Annotated in this window: 14 protein-coding genes; 7 read left to right on the plus strand and 7 right to left on the minus strand. The window is 70.5% G+C overall.

Annotated elements, in window-relative coordinates; genetic code table 11:
- Nucleotides 1-32 precede the first annotated feature (32 nt).
- The 3 genes from ACIQ1J_RS22240 to ACIQ1J_RS22250 are packed head-to-tail and all read right to left on the minus strand — an operon-like array spanning nucleotide 33 to nucleotide 2,894.
- Complete coding sequence (locus ACIQ1J_RS22240; RefSeq protein ID WP_403559042.1) at nucleotides 33-1,043, minus strand: ABC transporter substrate-binding protein; 1,011 nt, start codon at nucleotides 1,041-1,043, stop codon at nucleotides 33-35.
- A gap of 14 nt (nucleotides 1,044-1,057) precedes the next feature.
- Nucleotides 1,058-1,831 carry an ABC transporter ATP-binding protein gene (locus ACIQ1J_RS22245; RefSeq protein ID WP_403559045.1) on the minus strand — a complete coding sequence of 258 codons (774 nt, stop codon included), beginning with the start codon at nucleotides 1,829-1,831 and terminating at the stop codon, nucleotides 1,058-1,060.
- Nucleotide 1,832: 1 nt separating this feature from the next.
- The gene (locus tag ACIQ1J_RS22250) at nucleotides 1,833-2,894 is read right to left on the minus strand and encodes a FecCD family ABC transporter permease (RefSeq protein WP_403559680.1); all 1,062 of its coding nucleotides are present in this window, start codon (nucleotides 2,892-2,894) and stop codon (nucleotides 1,833-1,835) included.
- 397 nt (nucleotides 2,895-3,291) lie between these two features.
- Here ACIQ1J_RS22250 and ACIQ1J_RS22255 point away from each other — a divergent pair, with 397 nt between their 5' ends.
- Together ACIQ1J_RS22255 and ACIQ1J_RS22260 are read left to right on the plus strand one after the other, a co-directional pair.
- Nucleotides 3,292-4,575: an MFS transporter gene (locus tag ACIQ1J_RS22255; RefSeq protein WP_403559048.1), complete on the plus strand. Its 1,284-nt coding sequence runs from the start codon at nucleotides 3,292-3,294 to the stop codon at nucleotides 4,573-4,575.
- A 44-nt stretch (nucleotides 4,576-4,619) separates the two neighbouring features.
- Nucleotides 4,620-5,414, plus strand: coding sequence for a TauD/TfdA family dioxygenase (locus ACIQ1J_RS22260; RefSeq protein WP_403559051.1), 795 nt, complete (start codon nucleotides 4,620-4,622; stop codon nucleotides 5,412-5,414).
- Nucleotides 5,415-5,845: 431 nt separating this feature from the next.
- Here the strand turns inward: ACIQ1J_RS22260 and ACIQ1J_RS22265 are convergent, their stop codons facing one another.
- The 4 genes from ACIQ1J_RS22265 to ACIQ1J_RS22280 all read right to left on the minus strand — a co-directional run bounded on the left by ACIQ1J_RS22265 (nucleotide 5,846) and on the right by ACIQ1J_RS22280 (nucleotide 9,599).
- On the minus strand, nucleotides 5,846-6,865 hold the full coding sequence (locus ACIQ1J_RS22265) for a hemolysin family protein (RefSeq protein WP_403559053.1): 1,020 nt from the start codon (nucleotides 6,863-6,865) through the stop codon (nucleotides 5,846-5,848).
- Nucleotides 6,862-8,199 carry a hemolysin family protein gene (locus ACIQ1J_RS22270; protein ID WP_403559056.1) on the minus strand — a complete coding sequence of 446 codons (1,338 nt, stop codon included), beginning with the start codon at nucleotides 8,197-8,199 and terminating at the stop codon, nucleotides 6,862-6,864. The genes ACIQ1J_RS22265 and ACIQ1J_RS22270 overlap by 4 nt, the downstream gene beginning before the upstream one ends.
- 27 nt (nucleotides 8,200-8,226) lie before the next feature.
- Nucleotides 8,227-8,625 carry a hypothetical protein gene (locus ACIQ1J_RS22275; protein ID WP_403559059.1) on the minus strand — a complete coding sequence of 133 codons (399 nt, stop codon included), beginning with the start codon at nucleotides 8,623-8,625 and terminating at the stop codon, nucleotides 8,227-8,229.
- Nucleotides 8,626-9,116: 491 nt separating this feature from the next.
- The gene (locus tag ACIQ1J_RS22280; RefSeq protein WP_403559062.1) at nucleotides 9,117-9,599 is read right to left on the minus strand and encodes a MarR family winged helix-turn-helix transcriptional regulator; all 483 of its coding nucleotides are present in this window, start codon (nucleotides 9,597-9,599) and stop codon (nucleotides 9,117-9,119) included.
- Nucleotides 9,600-9,731: 132 nt separating this feature from the next.
- Between ACIQ1J_RS22280 and ACIQ1J_RS22285 the strand changes: the two genes are divergently transcribed.
- The 5 genes from ACIQ1J_RS22285 (at nucleotide 9,732) to ACIQ1J_RS22305 (ending at nucleotide 13,898) form a co-directional block, all read left to right on the plus strand.
- A complete protein-coding gene (locus ACIQ1J_RS22285) occupies nucleotides 9,732-10,913 on the plus strand; it encodes a PP2C family protein-serine/threonine phosphatase (RefSeq protein ID WP_403559065.1) in 1,182 nt (393 codons plus the stop codon).
- A 138-nt stretch (nucleotides 10,914-11,051) separates the two neighbouring features.
- On the plus strand, nucleotides 11,052-11,945 hold the full coding sequence (locus tag ACIQ1J_RS22290) for an STAS domain-containing protein (protein ID WP_403559068.1): 894 nt from the start codon (nucleotides 11,052-11,054) through the stop codon (nucleotides 11,943-11,945).
- Nucleotides 11,942-12,367, plus strand: coding sequence for an STAS domain-containing protein (locus ACIQ1J_RS22295; protein WP_403559071.1), 426 nt, complete (start codon nucleotides 11,942-11,944; stop codon nucleotides 12,365-12,367). Before ACIQ1J_RS22290 ends, ACIQ1J_RS22295 begins: the two co-directional genes overlap by 4 nt.
- Nucleotides 12,346-12,789 (plus strand): ATP-binding protein, encoded by a 444-nt coding sequence (locus tag ACIQ1J_RS22300; RefSeq protein ID WP_403559073.1) that lies wholly within the window; start codon nucleotides 12,346-12,348, stop codon nucleotides 12,787-12,789. The genes ACIQ1J_RS22295 and ACIQ1J_RS22300 overlap by 22 nt, the downstream gene beginning before the upstream one ends.
- Entirely contained in the window at nucleotides 12,786-13,898 is a 1,113-nt protein-coding gene (locus tag ACIQ1J_RS22305) for a SpoIIE family protein phosphatase (protein ID WP_403559076.1), read from the plus strand. Before ACIQ1J_RS22300 ends, ACIQ1J_RS22305 begins: the two co-directional genes overlap by 4 nt.
- Nucleotides 13,899-14,084 lie beyond the last annotated feature (186 nt).

Raw genomic sequence — 14,084 nt, forward strand, 5'->3', positions numbered from 1 at the left:
CGTTCGCCGGGCAGGCCGTGGCGCGCGGTGGCTCAGCCCTTGAGTTCGCGCAGGTAGGTGGCGAACTTCTCCAGGCCGTCGATGTTGCGGGGGCCGCTGATGCCCTCGTTGTAGTCGAGGACGAAGAAGTTGTTCTTCTTCACGGCCGGGAGTCCCCTGGTGTGAGGGGATTTCTTCAGGAAGTCGATCTTCTTTTCGGCGGGCAGGTCGCCGTAGTCGAGGATGACGATGACTTCGGGCTCGGCCTCGGCGACGGATTCCCAGTTGACCTGGGTCCAGCGCTCGTCGAGGCCGTCGAAGACGTTCCGGCCGCCCGCCGTCTTGATGATGTCGTTGGGGGGCACCTGGTTGCCCGCGGTGAACGGCTGGTCGGTGCCGGAGTCGTACAGGAAGACGGGCACCGGATCGCCCTCCGGTGCCTTGGCCTTGACCTCCGCCACGCGCTTCTTCAACCCGCCGACGACCTCCGTGGCCTTCTCGTCGGCCCGGAAGATCCTGCCCAGCCGTTCGAGGTCGGTGTAGAGAGCCTCGAAGGGGCTCATCTTCTCGGGGTAACCGGGGTAGTTGAAGCAGCTCTCGGTGTGCATGAAGCTCTGGACGCCGAGCTTGTCGAGGATCTCGGGCGTGATGCCCCGCTCGTCCTTGAAGCCGGAGTTCCAGCCGGCCACGACGAAGTCGGACTTCGCCTCGACCACGACCTCCTTGTTGAGGAGGTCGTCGCTGAGCATCTTCACCTTCGCGTATTCGGACGCCCACGGGGACTCGCTCACCGGCGGGTTCGCGGGAGGCATCACATAGCCGTGGACGTGGTCGGTCAGACCGAGGGCGAACAGCTTGTCCGCGCTGCCTCCTTCGTAGGCGACGGCCCGCTCGGGCACCGTGTACTCGACCGGTTCAGCGCAGCGCTCGACGGTGACCTTGCCGGACTCCTTGGCGTCCGTTGTGACCTCGGCGCCACATCCGCTGAGCACCAGGGCCGCCGCCAGGGCGGAGCCGAGAGCGGCAGGCCGGCGGGCCGTGGCGAGGGTTCGGGTTGTACGCATGTGCGAGTAGCCTTTCAGCGGGCGGAGTTGAGCGAGTACAGAAGCTGGGGGTCGCCGGTCAGCGGGTGGGGGACGACGCTGGCCGTGACACCGAAGACATCACCGACGAGCTGCGTCGTGAGCACGTCCACGGGCGCGCCGGAGGCGACCAGGCGGCCCTGGGAGAGCACGCCGAGCCGGTCGCAGGCGGCCGCGGCGAGGTTGAGGTCGTGCAGGACGACGAGGACGGTGAGTCCCGCCCCGCGCAGGAGCGAGAGCAGTTCGACCTGGTGGCGGACGTCCAGGTGATTGGTCGGCTCGTCCAGGACGAGGATCTCCGGTTCCTGCACGAGCGCCCGGGCCAGCAGAACGCGCTGGCGCTCACCGCCCGACAGAGTCAGAACGCCCCGGTGCGCGAGGTGTCCGATGTCGAGCTGGTCCATCGCCCGTTCGCACAGGCCGCGTTCTCGGCCACTGAGCGCCTGGTTCCCACGGAGGTGGGGCGCGCGTCCGAGCGCGACGACCTCCTCGACCGTGAAATCGAAGTCGACGCCGCCGTCCTGCGTCATGGCCGCGACGGTCTGCGCGCTGCGCCTCATCGGGAGCCGGGTCAGGTCCTGCTCGCCCACCCAGACGGTTCCGGAGCTGGGACGCAGCGCCCGGTACACGCACCGCAGCGCGGTGGACTTGCCGCTCCCATTGGGCCCCACGAGTCCCACGACCTGACCGTCCGGCACCTCCAGGGACAGCCCGCGCACGAGACTCTTACCGTCCATCACCACGGAGAGTTCATCGAGTTCGAGGTCCACGTCAGCGCCCTCCGAAGGTGTAGCCCCGGCGGTGCATCAGGGCGATGAAGACGGGCACCCCCACGAGCGCGGTGATGACCCCGAGCGGCAGCTCGCGCGGGGCGACCAGGGTTCGCGCCGCCAGATCGACCCACACCATGAAGATCGCTCCGACCAGTGGGGCCACCGCGAGCACGCGAGCGTGCGTGGCGCCGACGACCATCCGCACCACATGCGGCATGACGAGTCCGACGAAGGCGATGGCGCCGCTCACGGCGACCATGACGCCCGTGACGAGCGAGACGAGGACCAGCAGCACCTTGCGGTACCGGTCGGGATCGAAGCCCAGGCTCGCGGCGGTCTCATCGCCGAGGGAGAGGACGTCCAGTGCCCGCCCGTACCGGTACAGGACCGCGAGACCGGCCAGCACCACGATGGCGACGACGGGCAGCGCGCCCCACGTCGCGGCGCCGAAGCTGCCCATGGTCCAGTAGAGGACCATGCTCGTCGCCTCGCTGTCCGGCGCGAAGTAGATGATCAGGCTCATGACAGCCTGGAAGCCCAGCGACATGGCCACGCCCGTCAGTACGAGGCGCAGCGGTGAGAGCGCGCCCCGGCTGGAGGATGCGGCGTACACCAGGATCGAGGCGACGAGCGCACCGACGAAGGCACCGACGGAGACGGCGTGGATGCCGAGTATCGCGAACCCTCCGGTGACCGTGACGCCGACGGCACCGACGGAGGCGCCCGACGAGACACCGAGGACGAAGGGGTCGGCCAGCGCGTTGCGCACCATGGCCTGGATCGCCACTCCGACCGCACTCAGTCCGGCTCCCACCAGTGCCGCCAGCACCACGCGAGGCGTACGGATCTGCCAGATGATCTGATAGGTCGTCACCTCGTCGGGGCCGATGCGTCCTCCACTGAGAGCCGCCCACAGATGGCGGGCGGTCTCCCCCGGGCTGACGACCGCGGGACCGAGACCGATGGCGACGACGACGGACACGAGCAGGACGGCGGCCAGCACCACGCAGCCGAGCAGGAGCGCCTTCCGAGATGCGAGCCGGCCCCGCGCAGGCGCCACGGGCCGCGGTGCCGACGCCTCGGCCGTGTCCCCGTCGGCCGAGGCCACGGAGGTCGAGGACGGAGGCACGTGCGTCACCTTCACTTTCCCTCGCTAATGAAAATCATGTTCATATGCGAAAACCTAGCATGCGGACCCGACATGCAGACCCGCATGCGGACCCGACCCGACGGAAATCTCGGACCGGCAGGCGCCACAGGACCGCGGCCCCCACCCCGAGGCAACGGCCGAGAGCACTCTAATGGAAATGATTATCACTGCGATAGTGTGTTGCCGAAGCCGCGCTGCCCGCCGCGTGCCACGGCCCCTCCCGCCGCACAACCTCGCTGTCAGGCAGGGCCGTTGCAGCCGGTTCGCGCCCGGCCCGTCGCCCCATCCACAGGACAGGAGTGCCTTCGTGCCCACCCCCTCCGCCCCTCCCGCCTCCGCCGAGGCTCCGCCCCTCAAGCAGCGCTCGATCCTGCTCGACCTGGCCTTCCTCCGCCTCTGGACGGGCGCCACCGCGTCGGGCCTGGCCACCTGGGCCCTGCCCTTCGTCCTCGGCCTCGCCGTCTTCGAGCGAACCCTGACCGCCACCGACCTCGGCCTGCTGCTCGCCGCGCGCACCGTCGGGTTCCTCGCCGCGGTACCCGTGGCCGGGGTACTGGCCGACCGGCACTCCCGCCGGGGCGTCGTCCTGTGGGCGGGGCTCGCGGCCGGAGCCGCAGCACCGGTGATCGCCGCCGGACTGGACCGTTCGGTGCTTCTGATGGCGGCGGCCTCCGCGGTGGCGGGAGCCGGCCAGGGCGCCTGCCGACCCGCCTACCAGGCCCTGACCGCCGAGGTGGTCGACGCCGACCGCAGGCAGCAGGCCAACGCCGCCATGACCCTGGCGGTACGGGTCACCACGCTCGTGGGACCCTCCCTGGCCGCGCTGCTCGCCGTCTTCCTGGACACCTGGGCGCTGCTGGTGGGCATCGGGCTGTTGTGGCTGGTCGCGGCTTGCGTTCCCGGACGCGGCGCACGGCCGGGAGCCGCGGAAGACAGGTCGGAGCCCTCGACCGCGAAGGACAGGGCGTCCTTCCTGGCCGAGTTCACCGAGGGCGTCCGCGAGGCTCGCAGGCACCCCTGGTTCCTCGCCGGTCTGGGCGCGCTGACCGCCGTCATAGCCACCGGCTACTCCGCGACCGGCGTCGCCCTTCCCATGGTCAGCCGCGACGCATACGGCACCGAGGTCGTCCTCGCGGGCGCGATGACCGCCTACACCGCCGGAGCGCTGGGCGGTGCGCTGCTCATCGCCCGCTGGCGCCCCCGCTCCCCCGGCCGGGCCGCCCTGGCCGGCCTCGCCGCCTACGGATTCGCCCCGCTCAGCCTCATCCTCCCCGTGCACCCGGTCGTCGTGATGGCCGCCTACGCCGTCGCGGGCATCGGCATCGAACTGTTCAACGTGCCGTGGTTCACCGCCGCCCAGCGCGAGGTCGCACCGGACAAGCTGGCCCGGGTCTCCTCCCTGGACTTCCTGCTCTCCTACGGCCTCGCCCCGGTCGGCCTCGCCGTCATCGCCCCCGCCATCGACGCCTTCGGTCCCGAGGCGGTCCTCGCGGGCTGCGCGCTCGTCTGCTTCGCGGCACCCGCCACCGCCGCCCTGGTGCCCAGCGCCCGCACCTTCTCCGCCGCACCCGGGCGCAGCGACGCCCACTGACGGCCGCAGCGAAGAACCCACCCGTGACCGGGCAGCCTGGAGCCATGCACACACACGCTCATCCCCACCCTCCACAGGAGAGCCTCGGCCCCGGCCCAGGCATCGTCCCCACCCGCGTCCCGCACGGACGCGTTCGCGAAGCGCGCGAACTCCTCTCCCGCGACGGGGCGGTGATCCTCACCGGCCACGAGAACACCTCCGACGCCTTGGTGGTCGCCGCGGCCCAAGTCACCGGCGACCGCCTCCGCGAGCTGTACCCGCACCGGGTCCGCACCTCGCACGAAGGCACGCCTGTCCACCTGCACGCAGACAGCTTCGACATCGTCGTCGACATCGTCGGGGTGCTCCACCGGCGCCGGCACCCCGACGAGGACCACGTCCTCGTCCAGTGCACACGGCCGGCACCCCACGGGGGCGACTCCTTCGCGTTGGACGCCTACGCCTTCGTCGACGGTCTCGCCTCGACCGACCCGGCTCTCCACGCCTTCCTCACCGGCTCGGACGTCGATCTGTACGGCGCGTGGGCGGACCTGCGCGGCCTCCCGGCGATCCCCAGGATCGGGCGGCACGTCGAGTACACACGGACCGGACGGCGCATCATACGCCGCACGGACGGCGCCGTGCCGATCCACCGCGACCCCGACATCGAACACATCCGCGCCCAGCTCGCCCGCCTGACAGACGCCGTGCACGGCGTCGAACCGTCGCTCCCGCGTTTCCCTCTCGACGAGGGCGACATCCTGGTCCTCGACAACTACCGCTGCTGGCACGGACGGGACGGCCATACCGGTGAACGCACCGTCCGCATCCTCACCGCGCGCAGCTCCGACGCGGACTGAAGCACGGCGTACGGCGGTGATCTTCCGGGCTCCCCGGCTCGGGAACACTCCGCGGCCCCGGCACACCCGTCGGCCCCGAGGGGTCGGCCGCGCACCGGACGACCGATCGCACGAAGTGGTACTGCCTCTGGAAACCTGGGCCGACCCGGCCGCGGCCGGTCATCGTGTGGCGCTGCGGTAACCCCCGCCCTGCGTATCGTCGCGTTCACCGAGGGGCTCGCCCTGCACACACATCGATGGCGCCGGCACACCGAAATCGGCCGTATTCGCCGCGCTGGACGACCAGCTCGACCGCGTGTTCACCGGGACGTGCCGGCGCGGACAGAGCGGCCAACGCTGTCTCTTCGCGGTGAGGCTCGCCCACCGGACCGCTCCGTCCGGACGGGATTGCGCGAGCGCCCCGGTCGACCGGGGCGCTCGTCAGGAGACGGTCAGACCGGGTGGGGCTGAAGGTAGCGGGCCAGCAGGTCGTCCAGGCTCACCATGCCGGTGAGAGCGCCGGTGTCGTCGCGGACCACCGCGAGGGTGGCCCGGCGTCGGCGCAGCAGTTCGATCGCTTCGGCCACCGTGGCGTCCTCAGCGAGTTCGGGCACGGGGCGTGCCAGGGCGCGGGCGGTGGTGGGCCGGCCCTGCTCTCGTGCGACCAGGACGTCTCGCGCGTGCACTGAGCCGAGGACGTCCGCGCCCGCGCGGACCAGCAGTCGGGTGCGGTCACTGTCGGTCGCCAGGGCGAGGATCTGGTCCGCGTCGGCGTCCGCGCCGACCACGATGATGTCCGCGGCCGGGATCCGCAGGTCGCGCACCGGGGTCTCCGGCTCGGTCAGCGAGCGGGTCAGCAGGTCGGAGTCCGTCTCGCTGATCAGACCGAGCCGTTCCGACTCCTCCACCAGGTGGGTGAGCTGCTCGCGGTTGTGCACGGAGGCCAGTTCGTCGCGCGGGGTGACACGGCACAGCCGGACCAGGGCGTTGCTGATTCTGTTGAGGACCCAGATGAGCGGGCGTACGGCCTTCACGATCGCCCGGAAGGGCGGGGAGAGGAGCATCGCGGAGCGCTCGGGGTGGGCGATGGCCCAGGACTTGGGTGCCATCTCCCCGAGCACCATGTGCAGGAACACGACCACGATCATCGCCACGGCGAAGGCCACGCCGTAACTGAGCGCGGTGGGCAGACCCAGCTTGTGCAGCAGAGGGTCCAGTTCGTGGGAGATCGCGGGCTTGGACACCGAACCGAGCCCCAGGGTGCACACGGTGATGCCCAGCTGGGCGCCGGCCAGCATCAGCGAGAGTTCGCGCATGCCGGCCAGTGCCGCTTTGGCACCACGCCGACCGTCGGCGACGGCCTTCTCCATGCGGTGCCGTTTGGCGGCGACCAGCGCGAACTCGGCCGCGACGAAGAACCCGCTGCCGACGAGCAGGAGGACGGTGACGAAGATCGCCATCGGGAAACTCATGCCTGCTCCTCCGCCTGCACGGCCGTTCGCTCGATCCGGACACGCTCCGGTACGTGCCGGTCGAGGGTGCGTACGTCGATCGCCACGCCGCCGCCACCGGGCAGTGCGACCGTGAGGTGGTCGCCGATGGCAGGGAAGCGGCCGAGCCGGTCGACGATCAGACCGGCCACGGTGTCGTAGTCCTCGTCCTCCGGCAGCTCGATGCCGGTGATGTCGGCCACCTCGTCGAGACGGCGTCCGGCGTCCACCAGCCAGCCGTCGCCGTCCGCGACCGCGACCACTGTGACCGTGTCCGACTCATCGGCGATGTCGCCCACGAGTTCCTCGGCGACGTCCTCGTAGGTGACGACGCCCGCCACACCACCGTGCTCGTCGAGGACGACGGCGAACTCGTCGTTCCGCTCCCGCATCCGCTCCACGGCATCCGGCAGGGGCAGGGTGTCCGGCAGCAGCAGCAGCCCCCGGGCCACCGCGCCCGCCGTGGCGGAGGTGAGCCGGCCGGCGGGCAGCCCCATCAGCTCCCGCACCCCCAGTACCCCGACGACGTCGTCCGGGTGGTCACCGAGCACCGGATAGTTGGAGTGACCGTGCTTGCCGATGAGGTCAATGGCCTCGGCCGCGGTGGCGTCCTTGCGGACGAAGACCGCGTCGACGCGCGGCACCATCACCTCGTGCAGGGTCCGCTCGGAGAACTCCAGGGCGTGGTCGATCAGCTCGGCGGTGCCGCGCGGCAGCTGGCCCTGCTCGTGGGACTCGCCGATCAGGTGGCCCAGCTCCTCGAGGGTGGCACCGTGGTGCAGTTCCTCGACCGGCTCGATACCGGCCTTGCGCAGCAGCTTGTTCGCGGTGCCGTCGAAGATCCGGACCACCGGACCGACGACCTTCAGGTAGGCCAGCGTGGATGCCGCCAACGACTTCGCCAGCCGTTCCGGGACGGCGATGGCGAGGTTCTTCGGCGCCAGCTCGCCCAGCACCATCTGCACGACCGTGGCCAGGACGAAGGCGAGCACGACGGAGATCCCGGTGACCGCACCGTCGGGGATTCCGATGCCGGACAGGCCCGGCCTCAGCAGCGCGGAAACGGACGGCTCGGCGATGAAGCCGACGACCAGCCCCGTCACGGTGATGCCGAGCTGAGCACCCGAGAGCATGAACGACAACCGCCCCAGCACCTTCAGGGCACGGGCGGCCCTCCGGTCCCCGGCGTCGGCCTCGCGTGCGAGGGCGAGCCGGTCGGCGGAGACGTACGCGAACTCCTGGGCGACGAAGTAGCCGGTACCCGCGGTCAGCACGAACACCGCCAGCACACCCAGCCAGGCTTCCACGGCACTCATCCGACACCACCCCGCCGCGTGCCGTGCTCAGGAAACGCCGGGCGGGCTGGTCGGGGACCGTGCCCCGAAGGGTCCGTCGATCTGGCGGACAAGCGATGACTCCTCATCTAGGTGTGCAGGCAGAAAAACGATTGTGACCCAAAACAGGTTCCCGACCACTGTCCGCGCCGGACACGCGTCGGCGCGCTGCGCGGCCCGCACCAGCGAGCCCACCGACGGCGAGCCGGTGTCGCGCGTAGCCTTCTCCCAGGCCGTTCGAGGCTGGTAACCGTGGAGGAACGCCCGCACCCCGGCGGTGATGAGCGCGGTACGGACCGGGGCCGGCCAGCGGCCGCGCGGCAGGTGCCCGGCCTCGGCCCGCATCCGGCGTACCACGGCGAAGTGGTCGGCGAACTCGGCATGCGGTCGACTCACGTCGTCCAGCACTCTCACGAGGTAGGTGAATCCGGTGAACGCCCCGGCGGGCGATTCATCTGCGAAGGAAGACGACGACCCAAGCCCGGGGCTTCGTGCACCTCAAGTCGTGGCCCAGCACCGGCCGATTGAGGCGTCGGGGTGTCGTGGGCCGACAGCGTGCGCGAGGTACGCGAGAGAGACGGTGAGGGGCTCGGCGAGGTGGCCGCCGAGGGCGGCCCTACGTGATGGACGCGTGTTGGTCACACCGCCGGCTCGGTGCGGGCGGAGGTGAAGGCGTGCGGCAGTGGCCTTGCGCGGCGGCTCAGCGGGTATCAGGTGGCTGAACGAGAGAAAGGGAGGGATTGTTGACAGTTGACAACTATAGCCGTGAGGCAACAAAGTGCCCACCGACAGAACGCGGATGAAGGAGGGGCCAGGGTGCTCCGGCGGGCCGGCGTTGCACCGCACGCCGGCTGCCGCGATGCCGCCTGGCCGGAACGTCTGGCGCGGCAGGGCTCGCTTCAGGCGGACCGGGCTGCGGAGTCGGCCTCATGGTGTATCTGGCCTGCCGCCGCGTCACAGAAGGCTTCCAGGCCTTCGAGCAGCGCCGCCCTTTGGGCCGCGGGCATGACCTCCAGCACCGCCCGCAGTTCGCGCTGCCTGCGCCGGCGCAGGTCGTCGAGGAAAGCGCGGCCTCGATCACTGAGATGCAGGCGAACCTCGCGGCGGTCGGACGGGCTCACTACGCGGTCGACGAACCCGGTGGCCTGGAGCCGGTCGCACAGCCGGCTGGTCGAGGGCGGCGTCGAGGCGAGGGAGTCTGCGAGGGTGCGCAGGTTGATGCCCTCGTGGTGTTCGAGGATGAGCAGCACTCGCAGCTGGGAGGCCGAGACAGGAGCCGTCGAGGCGCGGCCCCAGAGCACTTCCAGGAGCTCCGCGGCCGTTGAGGTCACGCGCGCGACCTCGTCGGGCTGTGGGCGGGGGCGGATAATACTCACGGCCATACTCTCGCAGACGCTGGGACGGATGTCAGCGTACTAGGGCCGCCCTCCGGCTACCGATGTCTCGGGCAGCCAACCCTTCTCCCTTTGATCATATGACCGGACATTTTTCGGCAATCACGGTATGCCAGACAAATGATTGGACCTTCCATCGTGAACAGATTCGTGGTCGCTGAACGTGCTGTCCGTACGGCGGCACCGCATGACTTGCTCGACGCTGTCCGTCGTGTACTGGTCGAGCAGTACGCGGCGGACGGCGTCGAGCTCTTCATGGCCGATTACGGGCTGACGGTGCTGCAGCCGGTGTCCGTTCTGCCGGACACCCTGGAGCCGGTGTCGGTGCACAACACCGCCGAGGGCCGGGCGTTCGGCGCCCAGGAGCCGTACGTGGAGGACGCGCCGGGGGGTGGCTTGGTGCGTGCGCACCTACCGGTGAGCGTGCGTGGTGACCGCCTGGGCGTGCTGTCGGTCGTGCTGCCGGGCGGGGACCACGTCCGCGGATGCCTGGCTGAGCTGGCCGAGATCGCCGAGGTGCTCGGGCGTGAGGTCGTCGTGGCGGAGCGGGACACCGACCTGTATCTGCAGGCGCGCCGCAGGGACCGGCTCACGCTGGCGGCCGAGATGCAGTGGCAGCTCCTGCCCGGCCGCTCCTCCGCTCGACCCGAGTACGAGCTGGGGGCTCAGCTGGAGCCCGCGTATGCCATCTTCGGCGACAACTTCGACTGGTCCGCGACCGCGGAACACCTGATGCTGTACGTCACCAACGGCATGGGCGAGGGCATAGAGGCCTCCCTGCTGACGAACCTGGCCATCAGCGCCCTGCGCAATGCCCGGCGTGCGGGCCTGCCGCTCCCCGACCAGGCGGCCCTGGCCGACCAGGCGGTCTTCGCCCAGTACCGGGGGGAGTGTTACCTGTCGGTGCTGATGTTCGACTTCGAGCTCGCCACCGGCCGGGCCTGGGTAGTGGACGCCGGGTCGCCGCAGATGCTCCGGCTGCGGGAGGGAAGCGTGGAGCGCATCGAGCTGGAGGCACAGCTGCCGCTGGGCATGTTCGAGGAGACCGACTACGTGGCCCAGGAGTTCCGGGTCGAGCCCGGCGACCGCCTGGTCTTCGTCAGCGACGGAGTCCATTCGGTCGCCTCACCGAAGGGCGAGGCCTACGGGGACGTCTCACTGGCCCGCGCGATCCAGGCCACGCGCCTGCTGCCGACCGCCGAGGTTCCGCGGGCCATCCTGCGGGAGCTCACGGGCCACCGCGGCCGGCGGATCCCGGACGACGACGCTCTCGTGGTCTGCCTGGACTGGCTGGGACGGTGACCGGTGGTGCCGCACGGCGGCCCGCGGCGGGTAACGCTTGTTCGCCCCGCGCCTCCGGGCTAATGTTTGCCATATAGCAATTATTGTCGAAGTGCATGCCGCTCGGCGGCGTGGAGTCTGTGCGCAAGGGAGATGTAAGTGTCGGAGCGGGACGCGGCCGAGGAGCCGGCGGCGCGGCAGGTAGGCGCCTTTCTCGAACATCGCCGGGAGCAGCTCGCCCAGCGCTGGGCGGACGCTCCCCTGTTCCGCACGGTTTTCACCGTCTCCCGCGACGAGGCGGTCGAAGCGGGCAAGGCCGTGGTGGACGCGCTGGCCGTCGTTGCCTCTTCCGGCCGGCCCGAGGACGTCGCAGCGACCGGCTTCGCGGCAGTCCGTGACCAGCTGGGGCGTATGGCCGCGTCCCGTGCCCGGAGCGGATTCTCGCCGGCCCAAATCGCCGATGAGGTCGCCACGTTGCGGGTATCGGCTACCGAGCTGCTGCTCGCGGAGTTGCCCGAACCCGCTGACCAGCAGGGCCGGGATGCCGCGCTGGCTCTGACCGTTCTGATGGGCACCCTGCGTCTGGTCGTGATGGAGACGGCGCTCAGCGCGGGCGAGGAGCTCGTCGAGCGTCAGCGTGAGCAGCTCCTCGAGGTGGCTACCCCTGTGATCCGGCTGTGGGACGGCGTCGTGGCGGTACCGCTGATCGGCACCCTCGACAGTGCCCGCAGCCAAGTCGTCATGGAGAGCCTGCTGGAGGCAATCGTCGCTCAGCGTGCCCAGTACGCCATCCTGGACATCACCGGTGTTCCCACGGTCGATTCCCTGGTCGCCCAGCACCTGATGAAGACCGTGGCCGCCGCGCAGCTGATGGGTGCCGAGTGCATCCTCTCGGGCATCCGCCCGGCGATAGCGCAGACCATCGTCCACCTCGGCATCGACCTCGGGCCCATCACCACGCGCGCCGGCCTGGCCGACGCCCTCGCCTACGCCCTGGGCCGGCAGGGCATCGAGGTCTCCCCGCGGACACCCTCGGTCGCGGGCCGACGGTGACCTCGCATCCCGCGGTCTCCGTACCGGTCCTGGAGCTGGGCGACATCCTGCTGGTCACCCTGCAGGGAGGCCTGCACGACGGCGCGGCAGAGCAACTCCAGCACGACATCACTCACCGCATCGCGCAGCAGCCGGTGAACGGCGTCGTCATCGACATCTCCGGCGTGGAGATCGTCGACTCGTTCCTGGGCCGCGTCCTGGCCGAGATCGCCGCCAGTGCCCACCTGTTGGCGGCGCGGACGGTACTGACCGGGATGCGCCCCGCCGTGGCGATCACATTGGTCGAACTGGGTCTCGCCCTGCCCGGTCTGCGCACCGCACTGGGCGTCGAGAGCGCGCTGGCCCTGCTGGGGAACGCTCCCTCGGCGGCACAGTCCCCACATCCGCAGGAGGGCGCGTCATGCAAGCCCAACTCGGCCTGACGACCAGGGTCACGATCGGCTCCGACGCCGACCTCGCCTGGGCGAGGCATCAGGTGCGTCAGGCATCGGCCGCACTCGGCTTCAGCCTGGTCCAGCAGACGAAGCTGGTCACCGCTGCCAGCGAACTGGCCCGCAACACCCTCGTCCACGGCGGCGGCGGACATATGGAGATGACCACGCTGGACGACGGCCAGGCCCGTGGGCTGCGACTGTCCTGCATCGACGAAGGCCCCGGAATCCGCGACATCGATATGGCAATGACCGACGGCTACACCACCGGGGGCGGCCTGGGCCTGGGTCTGAGCGGGGCAAAGCGCCTGGTGCAGGAGTTCTCCCTGGACAGCCGCCCCGGACAGGGCACCAAGGTCACCATCACCGAGTGGATCTCCGCGCTGCCCACTCCCCGCAGCGGTGTCGTGTGAGCCGCGTCTGGGATGTCCCGGTGCACGACACCACACGCATCCGGGATGTACGCGTGGCCGCCGAGGCGGCGTGCGCCCGTGCCGGGCTCGGTTCCCAGCGCACCGCCGTCGGCGCACTGGTGGCCACCGAGCTGGCCACCAACCTGCTCAAACACGCGGGCGGCGGCCGCATCGTGATCACTCTCGCCCAGGATCCCGACATCGACGAGGGCACGTCGTCGTGGGTCCAGATCACCTCTCTCGATCACGGACCCGGCATCCCCGACGTGGAAGCGGCACTGCGTGATGGCTGCACGACAGTTCCGGCCTCGCTCGGCGCCGGACTGGGGACGTGCCTGCGCGTGTCGAACACCTTCGACCTGCACAGCCGACGCGGACAGGGCACCGTGGCAGTGGCTCGCGTCGGGCCCGCACCCGCCGCCGGGGCTCGCACGCTGCGTCCCGGACGAGATGTGCGAGCCGGCGGCATCAACGTCTCGCTGGCTGAGGGCGAGTACTCGGGTGACGCCTTCGGCTGCGTGCGCTCGGGCGGCCGTCTGACGCTCATGCTGGCCGACGGGCTCGGACACGGCATCAGGGCCGCGCAGGCCGCCGTCGCCGCCGTCGCCCAGCTGCGGATCACCGCGGGCCTGCCACCGGACGAGGTCCTGCGCAGCATCCATGGCGCGTTGCGTTCCACCCGGGGCGCGGCAGTCGCCGTTGGCCAGGCCGACCTGGCCAACGGCAGGTTCACCTTCTGCGGGGTCGGCAACGTCGGTGCGCGCCTTCACTCCGGCAGCACCTGGCGACCGCTGCTGTCCCACCCGGGCATCGTCGGGGCGCGCTTGCCGGCATCCCTGCCCCTGCAGCACGGAACGTGGCGGACCGACAGCCTCCTCCTCGTGCACAGTGACGGCCTGCCCAGCCGCTGGACGCCGCCCACCGACCCACAGCTCCTCACCCTCGACCCCGCGCTGATCGCAGCGGTCGTACTGCGCGAAGCCAGTAGCGCAGCGCGCCCTCTGCGTGACGACACCAGCGTGGCCGTACTGAGCAACGACCACCGCGCACATCCTGACTGCTCGCCGCGCTCGCCTCGGCCGGCGGCGAGTTGGCCGCCGCCGCGCTGATGACCACCGCCGCCTGACGGGTTTTGATCACCCTTCCCCACAACGGCTGGGCGGCGACGAAATCCGCCTCCAGAGACCGTGAGGCGCAAGCAGAGACAGCAGACTGACGGCAAGTGCGAGCACCAGACCCGCCGTTCGCCGGGAGTGCCCCCTTGCAACGCTGCTCGGGATCGCGGCATGAAGACC

It is taken from the genome of Streptomyces sp. NPDC097107 (genome assembly GCF_044762405.1).
GTDB lineage: Bacteria > Actinomycetota > Actinomycetes > Streptomycetales > Streptomycetaceae > Streptomyces > Streptomyces thinghirensis.